Raw genomic sequence first — 15,424 nt, forward strand, 5'->3', positions numbered from 1 at the left:
CATGAACCTCCGACAGATCGAAGTCTTCCGCGCCGTCATGCTGGCCGGCTCCGTCACCGATGCGGCGCGCTCGCTGCACGTGTCGCAGCCGGGCATCAGCCGCATGCTGTCTCACATCGAGCTGCAGTTGGGGCTGCGCCTGTTCGAGCGCCGCAAGGGCAAGCTGCAGGCCACGCCCGAGGCGCAGGCGCTGTTCGCGGAGGTCGAGCAGGTGTATCGCGGCGTTGCGCGCATCGAGGACTGCGCGCAGGCGCTCAAGAGCGGCAAGATGCTCACGCTGCGCGTGCTGTGCAGCCCGAGCACCGGGCTCGACATGGTGCCGCGCGCGCTCACTGCGCTGGGCCGCGAGTTCCCCGCCGCCCGCTTCTACGTCGAGGTGCTGCTGGCGCGCGACATGGTCAAGCGGCTGGCCGCGCACGAGGCCGACGTGGCGATCTCCACCCTGGCCATCGACGACCCGCTGCTCAACGCGCGACCCATCGGCCAATGGACGCTGGCGGGCGTGTTTCCCAAGGGCCACCCGCTGGAGGCGCGGCGCACGCTGAAGCCGGCCGACATCCTGGGCGAACGCATGATCGCGTTCAGCCCCGACACCCCGCAGGGCCGCATCATTGCCGACTGGTGCCTGCAGCACGGCTGCCAGCCCGATGCGCAGACCGAGGTGCGCGCCGGCCAGACCGCCTGCGCGCTGGCGGCGGCGGGCGCGGGCGTGGCCATCGTCGACGACCTCACCGCGCGCGGCTGCATGACCGACCGGCTGAGCTTTCGGCCGATCGGGAAGGCGCCGTCGTTCGACGTGTTCGCCGTCACCAACGACAACTTCGCGGCCTCGCTGCTGGCGGGGCGCTTCATCACGCATGCCGAAGCGGCCCTGCGGCAGCTGAAGAAAGAGCGGGCCTGAACCCCGAACACGCGCGAAGAGATACCTGTAACCCGGGCTTTCCGAAGATCCCTCAGCCGGCCTTCCGCTCCGGAGTTTTCACAAACACCGGAGTTCTCGTAGCATGCGGACAGGCGATACCCGCGTTATCGGTATCGCATCACGCCGCCTGCCTTCGAACCCGATTCCGAGAGAGCCCATTGCCCCCGACCAAAGCATCCTCCCCTGCGTCCCGCCCGCCCACCATGGCCGACGTGGCCGCGCGCGTCGGCGTGTCGAAAATGACGGTCTCGCGCGCGCTCAACCGCAGCGTGGGCAGCGACCGCGTCACCTCGCAGGCGCTGCGCGAGCGCATCCTGCAGGCCTGCGAAGAGATGGGCTACGTGATCGACCAGACCGCGCGCACCTTCTCGAGCAAGCGCTCGGGTTTCGTCGCGGCGCTGATCCCGTCGCTGAACAACTCCAACTTCTCTGAGACGGTGCAAGGCATTGCCGCGGCGGTGGAAGCGCGCGGGCTGCAACTGCTGCTGGGCTACACCGACTACCGCGTGGAGACCGAAGAGCGCCTGCTGCGCGCCATGCTCGCGCGCCGGCCCGAGGGCGTGATCCTCACCGGCGGCTCCCACACGCCCGCCGCGCGCGCCATGCTGCAGGCCGCCGGCGTGCCGGTCATCGAGACCTGGGACCTGCCCGCCACGCCCATCGGGCACACGGTCGGCTTCTCGAACGCCGAAGCCGCCGCGGCCATGGTGCGGCACCTGCACGGCAAGGGCTACCGGCGCATCGCGTTCATCGGCGGCACCTCGAACCGCGACACCCGCGGCGCCGACCGGCAGCGCGGCTATGCGCAGGCGATCCGCGAACTGGGGCTGCCCGACGGGCGCGTCATCAGCTTCGGCCAGCCGCCGATCTCGATGGCGCAAGGCGGCGAGGCCATCGCGCAGCTCGTGCGCCAGTGGCCCGACGTGGATGCGGTGCTCTGCCTGTCCGACCTCTCGGCCTTCGGCGCGCTGATGGAATGCCAGCGCCGGGGCTGGGACGTGCCCGGGCGCATCGCGATCGCGGGCTTTGGCGACTTCGAAGTCGCGCGCGCCTGCCATCCGCGCATCACCACGGTGGCGGTGGATTGCATGGGCATCGGCACGGCGGCGGGCGAGCTGCTGCTGCGGGTGATCGACGGCATGCGGGACGGGGATCGGCCGCCCGCGGAGACGGTGCTGATCCCGTTTCGCGTCGAGCAGCGGGAGAGCTCCTAGGCGCCCCGATATCCCGGTGCGGCCTTTGCCTTCGGGTAGTCACAAGACCCCGGCCCCGTTGGCAACGGGCAGCGAAGATTCGGTCCGGCCGTAGAAATGAAGCAGTACCTCCACCGGATGCCGCAGCTGCCGGCCCTCCATTCGCTCGGCCTGGCTGCGGCAGGAATAGCCCGTGGCCAGAAACTCCGTGCCTCGCGTCTTCCCGGACTTCAATAGCGGGCCCCACGATTGGGAGTAGATGTGGCGCGAAGTCCCGACGTTCAGGCTCTCGTGCCCGTAGGTCCCCGACATGCCGCAACAGCCGCTGGCCTGTTGGCGCAGCTTCAGCCCGGCGCGGGCAAATACCTCGGGCCAAAGCGCGGCGGCAGCGGGTGCGGTCGTCTTTTCCGTGCAATGGGTCAGGAGCCGGAAGTCCCCCTCTGGAGATTCCGGCACCTTCGCGGGCAGTACGTCCAGGAGCCACTCCTGCGGGAGCAGGACGGCAGGCGGTTTCTCCAGGGACGCGAGCTTCGCGTACTCCTGCCGGTACACGAGCGTCATTGCAGGATCGAGGCCGACAAGAGGCACACCGCATGACGCCAATTCACCGAGCATCGTTGCGTTCCTGAGCGCCGTCCGGTTGAACGCCTTGAGGAAGCCCAGCACATGGAGCGGCTTGCCGTTGCGCATGAAGGGGGCCAGCCAGACTGTGTATCCAAGCCGGGACGCGAATTCGATGAAAGCGCAGAGCACGCGTGCCTCGAAATAGCGCGTGAACGCATCCTGTACCAGGATCACGGATCTGGCGCGCTGCGCGCCTGTCTGCGCGGCCAGCAACGCCGGAGTGGCCTCGCGCACGCCCCACCGGCTCAGCGTGGCCTGGAAGTCGAAGCGGCTCAGCAGCGGGCTGTCGACCATGCCCGCGTGGCGTTCGAGCGTGCGGCGAACCAGTGCCGACGACATGGCGCCGTTGTAGAGCCGCGGAAAGCGCGCGAAGAAGGGCACGCTGAATTCGAGCGAGCCAATCAGGTAGTCCTTGATCGGCCTCGAATAGCGGGTGTGATACAGCTCCAGGAAGCGCGAGCGGAACTCCGGGACGTTGACCTTGACAGGACACTGCCCCGCGCACGACTTGCAGGCCAGGCAACCGGACATTGCTTCATAGACTTCGTGAGAGAAGTCGCCGGGGCCTTCATTGCCGTGCGCCGCACGCTTGCGGCTGTTTCGCCAACGCCTGAAAAATCCGGCGAAGGACGAATCTTGCCGCGCCGCCGCCGCCTGAAGCACGTCGACCCCCGCGTTGCCCTGCAAGCGCAGCCACTCCCGCAACAGCGTGGCGCGCCCCTTGGGGGAATGCCTGCGTTCACGCGTGGCCTTCCACGAAGGGCACATCGCGTCGTCGGGGTCGAAGTTGTAGCAAGCGCCATTGCCGTTGCAATGGACCGCGCCGGCATAGCTTTTCCACACGCGTTCGTCGATCTGGCGATCGGCGTCGGCACGCAAGGGCACTTCGTCGATGCGCAGCAGCCGCGAGACCTGGCCCGCGGGCGTGGCGATCTTTCCCGGATTGAGCTGGTTGTGCGGATCGAACGCCGCCTTGAGCTCCTGCAGGGCCGGATACAAGGGGCCGAAATACTGCGGCGCATATTCGGAGCGAACCCCCTTCCCGTGCTCGCCCCACAGCACGCCGCCGTACTTCAGCGTCAGCCTGGCGACCTCGTCGGAGATCGTGCGGATCAGCGCCGCATGGGCCGGGTTCTTCAGATCCAGGGCCGGCCGGACATGCAGCACGCCCGCATCCACGTGGCCGAACATGCCATAGCTCAGCCCATGGCCGTCGAGCAACGCCCTGAACTCTTCGATGTAGTCGGCAAGCTTCTCCGGCGGCACCGCCGTGTCTTCGACGAAGGGCTGGGGCCGGGCCTCCCCTTGCACATTCCCCAGCAGGCCGACCGCGCGCTTGCGCATGGCGTAGACCTTTTCAACCGCCGCCTGACCCGATGCAATGGTGTGGCCGATGCGCGTCGCGCTGGCGTCGTTGGCCAGATGCTCGGTGAAGGCCGCAACACGGCCGCGCACCTCGTCCTCCGAGTCTCCGCAGAATTCGACCAGGTTGATTCCGCGCGTCGGCACCGTGTCGGAAGGCTCGGAAAAATACTCGGCCACGTCCTGCCAGACGATGTCGTCCATCGCCAGGCCCAGCACCTTTGAATCGACCGTCTCTATCGACAGCGGGCGGTGCCGCATCAGGAACTGCGCATCGCGCAGTGCATCCATGAAGCCGGCGTATCGCACATTGACCAGCATGGAATGCCGGGGAATCGGGAGCAGGCCGATTTCGGCCTCCACGACGAACCCCAGCGAACCTTCCGCGCCGCACAGCACGCTGTTGAGATTGAAGCGATCGCCGGGCTCTTGCAGGTGCGCCAGGTCATAACCGGTGAGGCAGCGATTCAGACGGGGAAAGCGCGTCGCGATCAGCTCGGCATGCTGCGTGGCGATCTTGTGTGCGCAGCGCCATGCGTCGCCCACGGGACCGCCTTTTTTCAACTGCACCTGCAGCTCGGCGGCATCGACCGACCGGCTCTGGAAGCGCGCGCCGCCCGGCAGGACCACATCCAGCTCCAGCACATGGTCGCGCGTCTTGCCGTAGGTGCAACTGCCCTGGCCGCTCGCGTCCGTGTTGATCATGCCGCCGATCGTGGCGCGGTTGGAGGTCGACAGTTCAGGGGCGAAGAACAGCCCGTGTGCCTTCAGCGCCGCATTCAACTGGTCCTTGACCACGCCGGCCTGCACGCGCGCCACCCGGCGCACGGGGTCGATCCACAGGATCTGGTTGAGATGCCGCGAAAGATCCACGGCGATGCCGTCCGTGAGGGACTGGCCGTTGGTGCCCGTTCCCCCGCCGCGCGGAGAAACCGCAACGCGCCGATGCTCCGGCCTCGCGAGCAGCCTGGCGATCGTTTCGACGTCGGCCGCGTCGCGCGGAAAGACCACCGCCTGGGGCAGCCGCTGGTAGATCGAGTTGTCCGTAGCCAGCACGGTGCGATCGGCGTACTGCGACGTGATCTCGCCTTTGAAGCCTTCGGCGGCAAGTGCATGGAGAAAGCGCCGGTAGCCGCTTTCCAGCGCTACCGGAACTGGAATGATCGCAATCAATTTCGGATTTCCCGCAGTGACAGGCGCAGGCAGGTCAATCGGCCTTCAGCCGCCCTTGCCTGACCATCTGCGCGGCCAGGGTGACCTCGCCATCGACCAGCCTCTGCAGCGCGGCCCCCGTGTCTCCGACCGGCTCGCTGCCCAGATCCCGGATCACGTTGGAGAACTCCGGCTGGGCGACGGATTTGGAGATCCAGCCCTGGAGACTGGCCACGTTGGCGGCAGGCGTGCCCTTGGGTGCGAATGCCCCGACGAAGGTCGTGGCGTCGAACGCTGGCAGGCCCAGCTGGGAAAGCGTCGGCACGCTTGCAAGCAGGCCGCCGGCCTGGGGGCCAAGCACCATCACGGCACGCAGCGCGCCGCTCTTGATGTGCGGGGTCGAGCTCGTGATCTGGTCGACCACCGCATCGATCTGGCCGCCGATCAGGTCGACCAGCGCCGGCCCGGAGCCCTTGTAGGGCACCGCGTTGACCTGCGCCTTGGCGGAATCCTCGAACTGGAGCAGCGCCAGGTGATTGGGAGAGCCCGGGCCTGCATGCCCGACCGTCACGCCCTGCTTCGCGGCCTTCGCCGCCTTCACGAAGTCGGCCGCGGTCTTGAACCGCGTGTCGTTGGCGCGCACGACCACGACGACGGGCGTGCGGCTGAGCAACGCGACCGGCACCAGGCTGTCGGCCTTGTAGGGCAGCTTGATGATCTCGGGCAAAGTGCCCAGCTGGCCGGGCGTTGCCACCAGCAAGGTATGCCCGTCGGGCTCCGCCCGCGCCACCGTGCCCGTTCCCACCGCGCCGCCACCGCCGGCGCGGTTTTCGACGATCACGGACTGGCCGACCAGCTTCGTCAGCGGCACGCCCAGCGAACGCGCGACGATGTCCACGTTCCCCCCCGGTGCGAAAGGAACCACCAAGGTGATCGGCTTTGAGGGAAAGCGGCTCTGCGCAGTGGCGGGCTGGAGTGCGGCGCAGGCGGCGAGCGATGCGGCACCTTGCAGGAAAAATCTGCGGCTGTTTTTTTGATTGAACATGAATGTCTCCTTTTAGAAATCAGTCTTTCCAGTAAAGCCGGGTCGGGTTGTCGACCAGAGCCTTGCGCCTGATTTCCTCGGGAAACCAGCGGGTGATCAGGTTTGCCAGCTCGATGCTGGCAGTCGACTTTGCGTCGATGCCGGGGTGGGGCCAGTCCGAGCCCCATACGATGCGCTCAGGATTCGCCAGCGCCAGGCTGTGCGCGAGCGGCAGCACGGCGGGGTCGACGCCCGACGCAGCCGGAGATATGCGGTATGCGCCCGAGAACTTGACCCAGGCGCATCCCTCCTGAAGCAGGCTTCGAAGACGCTTGACGCCCCTACTGTCGATGTCCGAGCAGTCCGATGGATGACCGAAGTGATCCACCACCACGGTCATGCCCGTCTCGGTCAGGCGCTGGACGAGGCCGAAATCCGCATCGATGTTCACGAGCAGCTGGATGTGCCACCCGAGGCCCTTCACCCGGTCCGCAATGGACTGCAGGCCAGCGGCGGAAACGCCCCCGCTGAACAGCGCGTTGCATCTGGCGCCTCGCACTCCGAGCCGGTGCAGTTCCTCGATCTCGGCATCCGGCGTGTCTTCGAAGACGACCGCCACGCCGCGCATGCTGCCCGCAGCCGCGTCGCTCAGCGTCCGCTTCAGGAGCGAGTGATCGCGGCCATACACGCTCGGCTGGACCAGAACGCAGCGATCCATGCCCAAGGGCCGATAGGCAGCCCAGTACTGTTCGATCGTGGCCGGCGGCGGGGTGTACGAGCGCTCGGCAATGAATGGAAATTCCTCCGGCGATCCGAAGACATGCAGGTGCGTGTCGCACGCCCCCTGCGGAAAGATTCTTTCTTTTTCACCTGGAAGCGCCTGAGGGGCTGCGCCGTGGCGGCCTGTGATTGCCATGGATTCCAAAACTGTCTGGTTGAGTGCAGGGCAGATTGTTTTGGTTGGGCCTGTAGTTAGTCAAATTCATTACTATCATTGTCCAGATGAATGAAATTCAGCTTCTTGCGAGCAAGGATCGTGCGTCGATGAACCTTCGCCGGATCGATCTCAACCTGCTGGTGATGTTCGAAGCGCTCGTCGAGGAGCGAAGCGTGACCAAGGCGGCGGCCCGGCTCAACCTGACTTCTTCTGCCGTGAGCCATGCGTTGCGCCGTCTCAGGGAGCAGTTCAAGGACCCCCTGATGCTGCGAACCGCGGAGGGCATGGTTCCGACACCCGAGGCCGTTCGCCTGGCGAAGAGCTTCAGAAAGGCATTCAGCGAAATCGAGAACGCCATCGGCGTCGCCGGGGAGTTCGACCCCGGCACCGCGAGAAGAACTTTTCTTCTGCGCGTGTCCGACTATGTCGGCATCCTCTTGCTGCCGCGCCTGTGCATCGAGCTGCGCACCGTGGCGCCAGGTGTCAGCCTGTCGGTGCAGTCCTTCGAGATGCGCCAGCCGTCGGACCGTGTCGAATACGAAGGGGTGGAAATCCGGCTCTCCGTTTCCCGGGGGCACTCCGTTCTTTCCGCCTCGCAGCGAATACTGGACGACCGCTGGATGGTGTTGATGAGGAAAGGCCACCCCGCCGCGTCCGCGCCACTGACCCTGGACAAATACCTGGAGCTGGGGCATCTGAAGGTCTCGGGCGTGGGCAGCAGCATCCTTGACGAGCTGCTGGCCGAACGCGGGCTGGCACGCCGGGTCATGATCCAGGTGCCCACCTGGCAAGGCATGGTGCCGGTGATCGAATCCACCGACCTGATCGCGGCCATGCCGGCCCACTGGATGGGCAGCGTGCTTTCAGGCTCGAACTGCGTCGCCTTTCCGTTCCCGCTGCCCGAGCTGGCGCTTTCCATCGACGCGGTCTGGCATCCCCGCAACGACCACGATCCCGGCCATAAATGGTTCAGGGAGCTGATCCATCAGATCTTTCAGGACGCGCACAGGAAATCGCGCGTGGAAGACTGACCGCGATTCGAACACCGGGATGGAGCCGATTCATCCCGCCTGATGCCGGACTCCTTCCCTTTTCCCCATCGGCAGGATCGACGGATCAGGCCGCGACGGCCTGCGCTCCCGCATCCGCGAAGTCGATCAGCACCTTCATCGCCTGCTTGCGGTCGCTCGCCAGCTCGAAGGCCTCGCGCGCCTGCAGCATCGGGAAGGTGTGCGTCACCACCGGCGACAGGTCGACCCGGCCCTCGTTGATAAGCCGCACCGCCAGCGCGAACTCGGCATGGAAGCGGAACGAGCCGCAGATGCTCAGTTCCTTCGACACCACCATGTTCTGCGGAATGCTCACGTCGCCGCCCAGGCCGAGCTGCACGACCATGCCGCGCGGGCGCATCACTTCCAGGCCGTCGCGCAGCGCGCGTTCGTTGCCGGAGCATTCGAGCATCACGTCGAAGGTGCCCTTGTCGGCCGAATGGCGCGATACCCAGGTCTTGTCCTGCGCGACGTTGATGGTCCGGTCGGCGCCCATGGCGCGTGCAATGGCCAGCGGCTCGTCGACCACGTCGGTGGCGGTGATTTCGGCCGCGCCGTGCGCGCGCGCCGCCGCGATGGCCAGCACGCCGATCGGGCCGCAGCCCGACACCAGCACGCGCTTGCCCAGCAGCGGCCCGGCACGCGACACGCCGTGCAGCCCCACCGAGAACGGCTCGGCCAACGCGGCCAGCCGCAGCGGCACGTGGTCGGCCACCTTCACGCACTGCGTGGCCTCGCACAGCAGCATGTTGCGGAACGCGCCCTGCACGTGCGGCGTGCGCATCGCGCTGCCGTAGAAGCGCATGTCCAGGCACTGGTTGGGCAGGCCTTCGAGGCAGAACTTGCAGGCGCCGCAGGGGCGGCTCGGGTTGACGGCCACCTTGTCGCCGATGCGCACGCTCTCCACGCCGGGCGCTACGGCCACCACGGTGCCGGCCACCTCGTGGCCCAGCACCATCGGCTCCTTGATGCGCACGGTGCCGAAACCGCCGTTGTGAAAGTAGTGCAGGTCGGAGCCGCAGATGCCGCCCATGCCGACCTTCACCAATACCTGGCCGGGGCCGATTTCCCCGGCGTCCTGTTCGTCCAGCCGCAGGTCGTCGGGGGCGTGGATCACGAGGCACATACAACGCAAACGCATGATTCTTTCCTTCGGGCGATCAGGCCACGGGGGTGATGAGAGGCTGGCCCGCGAAGTGGGCCTCGAGGTTGCGGCGCACCAGCTCGCCCATGGCGCGGCGCGTCTGTTCGGTGCCGCTGCCATGGTGCGGGGTCAGCACCACGTTGTCGAGCGCGGCGAAGCGCGGGTCGATGCGCGGCTCGTTGAGGAACACGTCGAGCCCCGCGCCGGCAATGCTGCGCGCTTCGAGCGCCTGCAGCAGCGCGGCTTCGTCGACGGTGGTGCCGCGCGACACGTTCACCAGCCAGCCCCTGGGGCCCAGCGCCTGCAGCACTTCGGCATTCACGATGCCGCGCGTGGCCTCGCCGCCCGGCAGGATGACGATGAGCACGTCGCACCAGTCGGCCATCGCGCTCAGGCTCGCGAAGTGGCGGTGCGGGCTGTCGGCCTTCGGGCTGCGGCTGAAGTAGCCCAGCTCCACGTCGAAGCCCGAGAGCCGCTTCGCGATGGTGCTGCCGATGCGGCCGAAACCGGCGATGCCGACGCGCTGGCCGAAGACGCGCGTGGCCAGCGGTATGCCGCCTTGCGCCCATGCGCCGCTGCGCACGAACTGGTCGCTGGCCGCAATGCGCCGCTGCAGCGCCAGCGTGAGCCCCACGGCAAGGTCTGCCACGTCGCCGTTGAGCACGTCGGGCGTGTTGGTCACGCGGATGCCGCGCGCGCGGCAGGCGGCGAGATCGATGGCGTCGGTGCCCACGCCGTAGCAGGCGACCAGCTCCAGCCTGGGCAGCGACGCGATGAGCTCCGCGCTCGCGCCCAGTTCGCCGCGCGTGGCGATGGCGCGGATGTCGGCCGCGTGCTCGGCGACAAAGGCCGCCGGGTCCGGCGCCTCCCACAGGTGGTGCAGGGTGTAGGCCGCCCGCATCGGCGCCATGTCCCACTCGGGATAGGCGCCGGCCAGGAGCACGTGCGGGGAAATGGCGGTAGCGGTCAAGCGGATGTCTCCTGCGGCATGAAAGATACCGGTAACTTTAACGAATTGCCTGCAGCAAAGCCAGCACGGGCTTCACCCATTGACGTTTTCAAAAGATACCGGTAACTTCCTGCCGTTGCCACGTACCGGGGCACCCCGCTCACGCCCCGTCCCAAGGAGCTCTTCTTGAAACTGTTCGATCTTTCCGGGCGCACCGCCCTCGTCACCGGCTCCAGCAAGGGCATCGGCTTCGCGCTGGCGGCGGCACTGGGCCAGGCCGGCGCGCGCGTCGTGCTCAACGCACGCGACGCCGCCGCACTCACCGCCGCGCGCGACGCACTGCGCGCCCGGGGCATCGCGGCCGAATCGGTCGCCTTCGACGTGACGGATGCCGCGGCGGTCGAGGCCGGCGTGGCCGCCGTCGAGTCCGGCATCGGCCCCATCGACATCCTCGTCAACAACGCAGGCATGCAGCACCGCGGCGCATTCGCCGAATTCCCCATCGATGCCTGGCACAAGATCACGACCACCAACATCGACAGCGTGTTCTTCGTGGGCCGCTTCGTGGCGCAACGCATGATCGAGCGCAAGCGCGGCAAGATCATCAACGTGTGCTCCGTGCAAAGCGAGCTGGGCCGCCCCGGCATCGCGCCCTACGCCGCCACCAAGGGCGCGGTGAAGATGCTCACCAAGGGCATGGCCATCGACCTGGGCAAGCACGGCATCCAGGTCAACGGCCTGGGCCCCGGCTACTTCAAGACCGAACTGACGCAGGCGCTGGTGGCCGACGAGGCCTTCACGGCCTGGCTCTCGGGCCGCACGCCGGCCGGCCGCTGGGGCGATGTCGAGGAACTCGGCGGCGCGGCCATCTTCCTGGCGTCGGACGCCTCGAGCTTCGTCAACGGCCACATCCTGTACGTGGACGGCGGCATCACCGCGAGCCTGTAGCCGCATGCACGCGCAGCAGCGCACCTGCGTGGTGGTGATGGGCGTGTCGGGCACCGGCAAGAGCAGCGTGGCGGCGGGGCTGGCGCAGTTGCTCGCGCTGCCCTGGATCGACGCCGACGACCTGCACCTGCCCGAAGCCGTGGCGCGCATGCGGGCCGGCCAGCCGCTGGGCGACGCGGACCGCTGGCCCTGGCTCGACCGCGTGGGCGACAACCTGGCCGACCGTACCGCCGCGCCGCGCGGCGTGCTGGTGGCCTGCTCCGCGCTGCGGCGCGCCTACCGCGACCGGCTGCGTGATGCGTCGCCGTCGCTTCAGTTCGTGTTCCTGGACGGGCCCGATGCGCTCATCCGCCAGCGCCTGGAACGGCGCACCGGCCACTACATGCCGCCCAGCCTGCTCGACAGCCAGTTGCGGACGCTGGAACGGCCGGACCCGAGCGAAACGGACGTGTGGCATGCCGACATCGACACGCCCGTGGCGCAAATCGTGGCCGACATCGGCGCGCGGCTCAGCCGCCGCGCGAAGGACGCCGCCGCCGCTTGAGCGGCGCCTTGCCGTCGAGGTCCGCCAGCTCCCACACGCCGCCCGCCGCGGACACCAGCGCATGCGCGCTGTTGATCAGCCCGATGTGCGAGAACGCCTGCGGAAAATTGCCGAGCTGCCGCCGTCCGACCGGGTCGTATTCCTCCGCGAACAGGCCCAGGTCGTTGCCCAGCGACAGCAGCCGCTTGAACAGCGCGCGCGCCTTGCGCAGCTTGCCCATGGCCACGTACACATTGGTCAGCCAGAAGCTGCAGGCGAGGAAAGCGCCCTCCCCGCCCTCCAGGCCGTCGACGCCTTTCTCGGTGCGGTAGCGATACACCAACCCGTTGAAGATCAGTTCTTTCTCGACGCGCGCGATGGTTCCCTGCACGCGCGGATCGTGGATGGGCAGGAAGCCGATCAGCGGCATCCACAGCAGCGCGGCATCGACCGTGTCGGCGCCGTAGTACTGCACGAAGGAATTGCTGGCCGCGTCGTAGCCGCGCGCGCAGACCTCGGCATGGATCTCGTCGCGCGCCGCGCGCCAGTGGCCGACCGGCCCTTCGAGACCGAAGTCTTCCGCGCTCGCGATCATGCGGTCGAAGGCCAGCCAGCACATGATCTTGGAGTGCACGAAGTGGCGCGGCTCGCCGCGCACTTCCCACAGGCTGCAGTCGGGCTGCTTCCATAGCACCATGAGCTGCTTCGCGATGGCGCGCTCCAGCGGCCAGACCTTGTCCATGTCCGCCAGGCCCGCCTTGCGCGCCGCATGGAAAGCCGCGATGACCGAGCCGTACACGTCGAGCTGGCGCTGCCCGTGCGCGCCGTTGCCGATGCGCACCGGCCGGCTGCCGTCGTAGCCCGGCAGCCAGCCGAGTTCCAGTTCGGTGAGCGAGCGTTCGCCGTGCAGGCCGTACATCACCTGCAGTTCCTCGGGCGAGCCGCCCACGGCGCGCATCAGCCACCAGCGCCATGCGCTGGCCTCTTCCACGTAGCCGGAGCCGATCAGCGCGTAGAGCGTGAGCGCGGCGTCGCGCAGCCAGCAGAAGCGGTAGTCCCAGTTGCGCTCGCCGCCGGGCTGCTCGGGCAGCGAGGTGCTGGGCGCGGCGACGATGCCGCCGGTGGGCTCGTAGGTCAGCGCCTTGAGCGTGAGCAGCGAACGCATCACCGGCTCGCGGTACTCGCCTTGGTAGCCGCAGCGGTCGGTCCATGCGCACCACTCGGCGCTGGCCTGGGCCAGCAACGCGCTGGCGTCGCGCGTGACCGGCGGTTTCTCGTGCGAGGGAAACCAGTCGAGCACGAACGCGATCGACTGCCCGGCCAGCACGGTGAAATCTGCATGGCTCGCAAAGTCTTCATTGACCAGCGGCACGCCGGAACTGATCCGCACCGCGTCGGGCCCGGCGACGGCATGCACCGCGCCGTCGCGCCGCTCGACCCAGGGGCACCACTCGCCGTAGTTGAAGCGGATGCGCAACTCGGTGTGCATGTTCACCGCGCCGCGCACTCCCTGCACGATGCGCACCACCTCGTGCGTGCCGCCCGCGGCCGGGCGCGGCATGAAGTCGGTCACCAGGGCCGTGCCCTTGGCGGTGTGGATGGTGGTCTCCAGCACCATGGTGCCGGGCAGGTAGCGGCGCGTGACCCGGGCCTTGGCGCTCCTGGCGCGCATGGTCCAGCGGCCGTTGCGCTCGTCGCCGAGCAGGCTCGCGAACATGGCGGCGGAATCGAAGCGCGGCAGGCACAGCCACTCGATATCGCCGCCCAGGTGCACCAGCGCGGCGCTGTGGGTGGAGCCGATCAGCGCATAGTCGGCAATGGGCCGTGCCGGGCGGGCAGGCCGCCGGCGCGTTGAGGGTTGTTTATTTTTTGGCGGCTGAGACAAGCTGTGAGCATCGCCCGCCGGCCGGCGGCACCGCGCCGGAGAGCGGCGCCAAGTGCTGCCGGACAACGCCTATCCGGCCGCGGCCGGCTGCGTCGTCGTCAGAGCAGGTCCTTGAGCTTCGCGCGCAGCCTGCTGATCGCCTGGCTGTGCAGCTGGCACACGCGCGACTGGCTCACTTCCAGGATGGCGCCGATCTCGCGCAGGTTCAGTTCTTCCTCGTAGTAGAGGTTCAGCAGCAGCTGGTCGCGCTCGGGCAGCGCCGAAATGGCATCCACCAGCTGGTGGCGGAAGCCGCTCTCCAGCAATTGCTCCAGCGGGTCATCACCACTGCGCCGGTCGCGGCGCGCGTCCTGCGAGTGGATGTCCAGGAACGGGTTGTCCGGGTCGTCCTTCGCGAAGTCCTCCACGTAGAGCAGCTGGCAGCCATGTATTTCCTGCAGCATGGACTGGTAGGCCTCCAGGTCCATCTTCAGTTCCTTGGCGATCTCGCCTTCGCTCGGCGCGCGCCCGAGCCGGTGGCCGAGCGCATGAATGGCCTTCTCGATGCCACGGGCCGACTGGCGCAGGCCGCGCGAGCCCCAGTCGCTGGCGCGCAGCTCGTCGAGCATGGCGCCGCGGATGCGCTGGCTGACGAAGGTCTCGAACTGCGCCCCACGGTTGTCCTGGTAGCGGCTGGACGCATCCAGCAGGCCCAGCATGCCGGCCTGGATCAGGTCGTCCAGCTCCACGCTGGCGGGCAGCTTGGCCATCATCTGCAATGCGATGCGGCGCACCAGCGGCTGATGCTGCGCCAGCAGGTGCGATTTCTCGATGGTTCCCTGTGCGGTGTACACGGACGTCCTCTTGCGGTTATCTGCCGGAACCGGGTCAGGCGGCTGCGGCCGCGTGCATCACGGCCTGGGCTGGCTTGCCTGGAGCAACGCCGGCGCGCGCATCGGCGCGCCAGGGCCAGCGGCCCATGTCGTCGGCCACGCGGCGGAAATCGACCGCTGCCGCGCTCGCGGGAAAGGCCTCGACGATGGTCTGCTTCAGCCGCCATGCATCGGCGACGCGCGCGTCGAAGCGGGCCCAGCCGGCCGCCTCCAGCGACAGCGCCAGGTAGCGGCTGCCGGCGTTGGCCAGGTTGCTCATGATCCGGCGCGCCGCCTCGACCTCGGCCACGCCGTTGACGAGAAAGCGCAGTTGCTTGAGTCCGTGCGCGTAGTGCAGGCGCTTGATGCCCGCATAGGCGGTGGTGATCGACGCGGGCTGCGGCTGCAGCACCAGCAGGAGTTCGTCGGCGGCCTGCGCGAGCGGCGACAGGCGGCCTTCGCTGTCGAGCGCCGCGTCGACGATGACCACGCCGTCGCGCCACATCGTGCGCGGGTCGGTGTCGTCGCCGGCCACGCCGGGCGGCGCGGGCAGCACGTGCACGCCGCTGCCGGCGCGCACCGCCGCGCTCGCGAGCGTGAGCCGGCCGGAGGCCACGTCGGCCAGCCCGCCCAGCGGATCGATGGCCCAGACCTCGCAGGCCGAGCCGACCTTGGGACAGTGCTCATCGAGCAGCAGCACGTTCTTGCCCTGCTGCACCAGCGCGGCGCCGAGGTTCATCGCGGCCGTGGTGGCACCGGCGCCCGGGCCCATGCTCGTGACCGCGACCACGCGTGTCTGCGTCTGCGCCAGCAGGCGGCGCAACCCGTCGGCCTGGTCCGCGACCATCTTGCTCATTGCGA

At 68.2% G+C, this 15,424-nt stretch carries 13 protein-coding genes; 5 read left to right on the top strand and 8 right to left on the bottom strand.

What is annotated here, in order from left to right; genetic code table 11:
- The first annotated feature begins 1 nt into the window (after position 1).
- Both WIX39_RS24435 and WIX39_RS24440 read left to right on the top strand, forming a co-directional pair.
- Positions 2-901 (top strand): LysR family transcriptional regulator, encoded by a 900-nt coding sequence (locus WIX39_RS24435; RefSeq protein ID WP_172839778.1) that lies wholly within the window; start codon positions 2-4, stop codon positions 899-901.
- A 224-nt stretch (positions 902-1,125) separates the two neighbouring features.
- Entirely contained in the window at positions 1,126-2,136 is a 1,011-nt protein-coding gene (locus tag WIX39_RS24440) for a LacI family DNA-binding transcriptional regulator (protein ID WP_409196363.1), read from the top strand.
- A 39-nt stretch (positions 2,137-2,175) separates the two neighbouring features.
- On the opposite strand, the gene ydiJ is transcribed toward WIX39_RS24440, so the two are convergent.
- Genes ydiJ through WIX39_RS24455 form a run of 3 tightly spaced genes read right to left on the bottom strand, consistent with a single transcriptional unit; the run spans position 2,176 to position 7,193 of the window.
- The gene (ydiJ, locus tag WIX39_RS24445) at positions 2,176-5,271 is read right to left on the bottom strand and encodes a D-2-hydroxyglutarate dehydrogenase YdiJ (RefSeq protein ID WP_409196364.1); all 3,096 of its coding nucleotides are present in this window, start codon (positions 5,269-5,271) and stop codon (positions 2,176-2,178) included.
- Positions 5,272-5,308: 37 nt separating this feature from the next.
- Positions 5,309-6,298 (bottom strand): Bug family tripartite tricarboxylate transporter substrate binding protein, encoded by a 990-nt coding sequence (locus WIX39_RS24450; protein WP_409196065.1) that lies wholly within the window; start codon positions 6,296-6,298, stop codon positions 5,309-5,311.
- A gap of 19 nt (positions 6,299-6,317) precedes the next feature.
- On the bottom strand, positions 6,318-7,193 hold the full coding sequence (locus WIX39_RS24455; RefSeq protein ID WP_409196066.1) for an amidohydrolase family protein: 876 nt from the start codon (positions 7,191-7,193) through the stop codon (positions 6,318-6,320).
- 86 nt (positions 7,194-7,279) lie between these two features.
- On the opposite strand from WIX39_RS24455, the gene WIX39_RS24460 reads away from it, so the two are divergent.
- Entirely contained in the window at positions 7,280-8,245 is a 966-nt protein-coding gene (locus tag WIX39_RS24460) for a LysR family transcriptional regulator (RefSeq protein WP_409196067.1), read from the top strand.
- Positions 8,246-8,330: 85 nt separating this feature from the next.
- Here WIX39_RS24460 and WIX39_RS24465 read toward each other — a convergent pair whose 3' ends face one another.
- Positions 8,331-9,404 carry an L-idonate 5-dehydrogenase gene (locus tag WIX39_RS24465; protein WP_409196068.1) on the bottom strand — a complete coding sequence of 358 codons (1,074 nt, stop codon included), beginning with the start codon at positions 9,402-9,404 and terminating at the stop codon, positions 8,331-8,333.
- A 19-nt stretch (positions 9,405-9,423) separates the two neighbouring features.
- On the bottom strand, positions 9,424-10,377 hold the full coding sequence (locus WIX39_RS24470) for a 2-hydroxyacid dehydrogenase (protein WP_409196069.1): 954 nt from the start codon (positions 10,375-10,377) through the stop codon (positions 9,424-9,426).
- Positions 10,378-10,542: 165 nt separating this feature from the next.
- On the opposite strand from WIX39_RS24470, the gene WIX39_RS24475 reads away from it, so the two are divergent.
- Positions 10,543-11,304, top strand: coding sequence for a glucose 1-dehydrogenase (locus tag WIX39_RS24475; protein WP_081266211.1), 762 nt, complete (start codon positions 10,543-10,545; stop codon positions 11,302-11,304).
- Between the two features lie 4 nt (positions 11,305-11,308).
- Entirely contained in the window at positions 11,309-11,848 is a 540-nt protein-coding gene (locus tag WIX39_RS24480) for a gluconokinase (RefSeq protein ID WP_409196070.1), read from the top strand.
- Here the strand turns inward: WIX39_RS24480 and WIX39_RS24485 are convergent.
- The 3 genes from WIX39_RS24485 to WIX39_RS24495 all read right to left on the bottom strand — a co-directional run bounded on the left by WIX39_RS24485 (position 11,814) and on the right by WIX39_RS24495 (position 15,419).
- A complete protein-coding gene (locus tag WIX39_RS24485) occupies positions 11,814-13,712 on the bottom strand; it encodes a glycoside hydrolase family 15 protein (RefSeq protein WP_409196071.1) in 1,899 nt (632 codons plus the stop codon). The genes WIX39_RS24480 and WIX39_RS24485 overlap by 35 nt on opposite strands.
- A 98-nt stretch (positions 13,713-13,810) precedes the next feature.
- A complete protein-coding gene (locus tag WIX39_RS24490; protein ID WP_081266208.1) occupies positions 13,811-14,545 on the bottom strand; it encodes an RNA polymerase sigma factor FliA in 735 nt (244 codons plus the stop codon).
- A 34-nt stretch (positions 14,546-14,579) separates the two neighbouring features.
- Positions 14,580-15,419 carry a MinD/ParA family ATP-binding protein gene (locus WIX39_RS24495; RefSeq protein WP_409196072.1) on the bottom strand — a complete coding sequence of 280 codons (840 nt, stop codon included), beginning with the start codon at positions 15,417-15,419 and terminating at the stop codon, positions 14,580-14,582.
- Between the last annotated feature and the right edge of the window lie 5 nt (positions 15,420-15,424).

Origin of the sequence: Variovorax sp. AB1(2024), assembly GCF_037482385.2 — a bacterium.
In the GTDB taxonomy this organism is placed as follows: Bacteria; Pseudomonadota; Gammaproteobacteria; order Burkholderiales; family Burkholderiaceae_C; genus Variovorax.

What these genes read in the sequence shown, in the direction of transcription:
- WIX39_RS24435 (WP_172839778.1), top strand. Translation starts at nt 2, where the DNA reads ATGAACCTCCGACAGATCGAAGTCTTCCGCGCCGTCATGCTGGCCGGC.
- WIX39_RS24440 (WP_409196363.1), top strand. Translation starts at nt 1,126, where the DNA reads ATGGCCGACGTGGCCGCGCGCGTCGGCGTGTCGAAAATGACGGTCTCG.
- WIX39_RS24450 (WP_409196065.1), bottom strand. Translation starts at nt 6,298, where the DNA reads ATGTTCAATCAAAAAAACAGCCGCAGATTTTTCCTGCAAGGTGCCGCA.
- WIX39_RS24455 (WP_409196066.1), bottom strand. Translation starts at nt 7,193, where the DNA reads ATGGCAATCACAGGCCGCCACGGCGCAGCCCCTCAGGCGCTTCCAGGT.
- WIX39_RS24460 (WP_409196067.1), top strand. Translation starts at nt 7,280, where the DNA reads ATGAATGAAATTCAGCTTCTTGCGAGCAAGGATCGTGCGTCGATGAAC.
- WIX39_RS24465 (WP_409196068.1), bottom strand. Translation starts at nt 9,404, where the DNA reads ATGCGTTTGCGTTGTATGTGCCTCGTGATCCACGCCCCCGACGACCTG.
- WIX39_RS24480 (WP_409196070.1), top strand. Translation starts at nt 11,309, where the DNA reads ATGCACGCGCAGCAGCGCACCTGCGTGGTGGTGATGGGCGTGTCGGGC.
- WIX39_RS24495 (WP_409196072.1), bottom strand. Translation starts at nt 15,419, where the DNA reads ATGAGCAAGATGGTCGCGGACCAGGCCGACGGGTTGCGCCGCCTGCTG.